The organism is Streptomyces sp. NPDC004658, from assembly GCF_040609555.1.
Lineage (GTDB): Bacteria > Actinomycetota > Actinomycetes > Streptomycetales > Streptomycetaceae > Streptomyces.
Window position 1 is genome coordinate 1 of sequence record NZ_JBEXKG010000308.1, and the last position, 4,259, is coordinate 4,259.

3 protein-coding genes are annotated in these 4,259 nt (G+C 72.5%); 1 reads left to right on the forward strand and 2 read right to left on the reverse strand.

All coding sequences use genetic code 11. The features are described from left to right. Both ABZV94_RS40420 and ABZV94_RS40425 read right to left on the reverse strand, forming a co-directional pair. The coding region (locus tag ABZV94_RS40420) for a phosphatase PAP2 family protein (RefSeq protein WP_356349905.1) at positions 1–814 on the reverse strand (814 nt) is incomplete at its 3' end. A gap of 238 nt (positions 815–1,052) precedes the next feature. Then, entirely contained in the window at positions 1,053–2,276 is a 1,224-nt protein-coding gene (locus ABZV94_RS40425; RefSeq protein WP_356349907.1) for a glycosyltransferase family 39 protein, read from the reverse strand. Between the two features lie 260 nt (positions 2,277–2,536). Between ABZV94_RS40425 and ABZV94_RS40430 the strand changes: the two genes are divergently transcribed. Further along, positions 2,537–4,171, forward strand: coding sequence for an MFS transporter (locus ABZV94_RS40430; protein WP_356349910.1), 1,635 nt, complete (start codon positions 2,537–2,539; stop codon positions 4,169–4,171). Positions 4,172–4,259: the final 88 nt, after the last annotated feature.

Below are 4,259 nucleotides of genomic sequence, written 5' to 3' on the forward strand. Positions count from 1 at the left end.
GCTTGAGCAGCACCGGCGTGACCGGCACGGCCGGTTCCGGCGCGGGCAGGCCGCGGCGGGCGCGCCAGCGGTCGCGCAGGTCGAAGAGCCACAGCTCCGCCCTGGCGATCAGCGGCTCGAACCAGGGCAGGGCGAGCAGGATCAGCAGACCGGCGGCCCAGCCCAGCAGCACGTCGCTCAGCCAGTGCGTACCGAGGTAGACGGTGGTGAGGCCGACGCCGAGCGAGGTGACCGCGGAGAGGGCGGACAGCCAGCGGCGCGCGGTCGGGGTGGAGGCCAGATACGCCAGGATTCCCCAGGTCACCACCGCGTTGGCGGTGTGGCCGCTGGGAAATATATCGCCGCCCAGGCCCATCTCGTTCGAGCCGATCACGGTCGCGTAGTGCGGACCGAGCCGCCCCATGCCGAGCTTGGCGGCGCCGACCGTGAGGTTCAGCAGGAGCAGCGAGGTGGCCAGGGTGAGCAGCGGGCGGAGGGTGTGCTGCCGCCAGGAGCGCCAGCCGAGCCAGGCCGCGACCATCACGGCGGTGGGGCCGCGCTGGCCCAGCACCACGTAGTAGTCGAGGAACGCGTGGATCTGGGGCCACTGCTGGTACGGCCGGAAGAACATGACCTGCCAGTCCAGCCGGACCAGCCAGGACGTCGTCACCACGGCCCACACGATCGCCAGGTAGAAAGCCAGGGTCGCGGAGAACAGAACGACCCGGTGCCGGCTCATCCTCGGCACATCGATGTGGGCCGGTCGTTCCGGCTCACGGTCCAGCCTGGCGAACACCCGGTCCAGACGCCGGGTGAGGTTTCGTTCGGTACGCACCCAATCGACGTTACAGCGAGTGAGCGGTGTTCCCGGTCGAAACAGCGTCTTTGTGATGACGATGTGATGTGGGAAACCTCTCAAGGGCGGCCCGAATTCCTGGGATTCCGCAATCCTGTGAGTCCGATCGGGCCAATTCCTTTGATCATGCCGGGTGTTGTTTATATCGCGCTTATGAATGTGTTAACCCGGTCCTGGTGCGGAATTCTCCGGGGCGTCATCGGGCCGGCCCGGCCGATCATGGTGGGCCGGAACCGTTCAGCCAGAACGCCCCGTAGACCGCCGACGCGACCGCCAACCCCGCCGTGAGCAGGGCCGATCGGGGCGTGCGCGGCCGGGCCAGGGCACGGGCGAGCGGCAGCAGCAGCGGGAAGGCCGGCATCAGCAGCCGTGGCTTGGAGCCGAAGTAGCCCGACGCGCACAGGGCGAGGGCGAGCACCACGCCCGTGTACACCAGCAGTGCGGCCGGCTGGCGCGCGCGGACCCCGATGACGTACAGCCAGATCAGCAGGGCCACCCCGGTGATGAGGCCGAGGCCGGCGAGAGCGGACGGAAGTGACGTGAACTTGTCGGCCACGAAGCGGGCGAAGGCGTAGCCGCCGTCGAACCCGTTGCGCCATCCGGCTTGCACGTCCAGGTAGCCGAGCGGGCCCGTGCCGGTGCGGTGGCCGACCCAGAGGACGTAGCCGGCGGCCCCGAGCGGAGCGAGCAGCATGCCGAGCGCGCGTCGCCAGACGGGGGCGCACGGGGTGGTGGACGCGCCGAGGGCGGGCGCGGGCGCGTGTTCGTCATGGCCCGCGCCCGGCGCGTGCTTCACGCCACGCTCTCGCCCGAACGAGACCACGCCCGCGACCCACACCGCCGCGACCACCGCCGCCCCCACCGGCCGGGTCAGCCCGGCCAGGGCCGCCAGCGTGCCCGCGCTCACCCACCGCCCGGTCAGCACCGCGTACAGCGACCAGGCCGCCAGCGCCGTGAACAGCGACTCGCTGTACGCCATCGACTGCACGATCCCGACCGGCAGCACGGCCCACAGCAGCACCGCGCACACCCCGACCCGGGCTCCGTACACCCGGTCCGCGACCGCGAAGATCCCGGCCGCGGCGGCGAGCGAGGCCAGGAGGCTCACCAGGAACCCGGCGCCCGCGTACGACAGCGGGATCACCGCGTGCAGCAGCCGCTCCAGCCACGGCAGCAACGGGAAGAACGCGAGATTGGAGTGGACGTCCCCGTTCGGCAGCCGTACCTCGTAGCCGTACCCCAGTTCGGCGACCCGCGTGTACCACAGCGAGTCCCAGCGCGCGGTCAGCAAGGTGAACGCGCTCTTGCCGCGCGCGGCGCTCCACACCGCCAGCACCACCAGCCCCAGGGCACGGACCGCCGCGTAGCCCACGAGGGCCGGGGCCGCCCGGCGCAGAAGAGGGGCGCGGGGCGGAGCCACACGCGTCGCAAGATCGGTCACGGGCTCGATTATCGACCGCGCGCTCCGGCGGGCCGGTCACCGGGTCCAGGTCAAGAGGGGCCGACGTGGTGTACGCCACACGGGTTCCCTCCGGTGGGTGAGAGGTCCGCCACGTGACCGCGCGGCGGACTCGCGTACGCTGACGAGTCACCCGCGTGGGTTCGCGCGGGCCGGAGACACCGCTCCTCTCCGGCCGTACGACAGGGAGTCCCCACCCCGTCGGTCCGCCCCACACGAGGGATCATCTGGGAGGTACGTACATGTCCGGGACGACCACGGCTGCCGTACGGCCGCGCCGTCGGGCGCCCGGGGCAGGTGCCAACCGCTGGGTCGTCCTCGTCGTGCTCTGCGTCAGCCTGCTGCTCGTCGCGCTCGACGCGACCGTGCTGCACGTGGCGGTCCCCGCCGTCACCGAGGACCTCAAGCCCGGCGCCATCGAACTGCTCTGGATCGTCGACGTCTATCCGCTGGTCTGCGCCTCGCTGCTGATCCTCTTCGGCACCCTCGGCGACCGGATCGGCCGCAGACGCGTCCTGCTGCTCGGCTACGCCCTGTTCGGGGTCGCCTCCGCCGTGGCCGCGTTCGCGCCGACCGCCGAGATGCTGATCGTCGCCCGCGCCCTGCTCGGCGTCGGCGGCGCCATGATCATGCCGGCCACGCTGTCGATCCTGCGCCAGGTCTTCCCCGACCGGCGCGAGCGCGCCCTGGCCATCGGCGTCTGGAGCGCGGTCGCGGCGGTCGGTGCGGCCGTCGGACCGCTGCTCGGCGGCTTCCTGCTGGAACACTTCTGGTGGGGCGCGGTCTTCCTGGTCAACATCCCGCTGATGCTGGTGAGCCTCCCGGTGGGCCGGGTGCTGCTGCCCGAGTCCCGGGGCGACGGCGAGGGCCCCTGGGACGTGACCGGCGCACTGATGGCGGCGGCCGGGCTCTTCGGCGTCGTCTTCGGCGTGAAGCGGCTCGGCGGCGGGGAGGACGTCGCGAGCCCCCTCACCGTGCTGCCGCTGCTCACCGGCGCCGCTCTCCTCTTCCTCTTCGTACGGCGCCAGCGGCGGCTCGCGCATCCGCTGGTGGACCTGCGGATGTTCCGCCGGCCCGCGTTCAGCACCTCGGTGGGCTGCATCGTCCTGGCCATGCTCGCGCTGGTCGGCCTGGAGCTGATCGCCGCCCAGTACCTGCAACTGGTGCTCGGCCTGTCCCCGCTGCAGACCGGCCTGAGGCTGCTGCCCCTCACCCTCGCCGCGATGGCGGCCGGGCTCGCGGGCGCGCGCATGCTGCGCCGCTTCGGACCGCGCCGCATGGTGTGCTTCGGCTTCTGCCTGACGGCGGCGGCGGTGCTGACGCTGACGGGCATGGGCGGCACCGACAACCCGACGCTGCTGCTGGCCGGCTTCGTGCTGCTGGGCTTCGGCCTGGAGACCACGCTCTTCGGGGCCTACGAGTCGATGCTCAGCGAGGCCCCGGCCGACCAGGCCGGCGGCGCGGCGGCCATCGGCGAGACGTCGTACCAGCTCGGGGCCGGTATCGGCATCGCCTTGCTGGGCAGCGTGATGAACGCGGCCTACGCGCCGGGACTGCGGTCGGTGCCGGGCGTGCCGCGGCCCGCCTCCGACGCGGCGGGCCACTCGCTCGGCGAGGCCTACGAGGTCGCCGGACGGCTCGGCGGCACGGCCGGGGCCGCGTTGCGCCGCGCGGCGCGGGACTCCTTCGTGCACGGGCTGCATGTGACGCTGCTGGTGAGCGCGGGTCTGCTGCTCCTGGGAGCGCTGATGGCGCTGCGGCTGCCGTGGCTCATGCAGTGCGGCGAGGAGAAGGAGCACGGCGAGCCGGCGGGCGGCGCGCTGCCGTCGCCGCGCGAGGCGGAGACGGCGGCCGGGAAGCCGCGGGTCACCGCCTGACAGTGAGGATGTACGTGAGCGTTCCCCGGCGGGGTCTGACCCAACGCCTGACTGACTCAGGGTCCTCAACGGGATCTGTCGGCTCTGT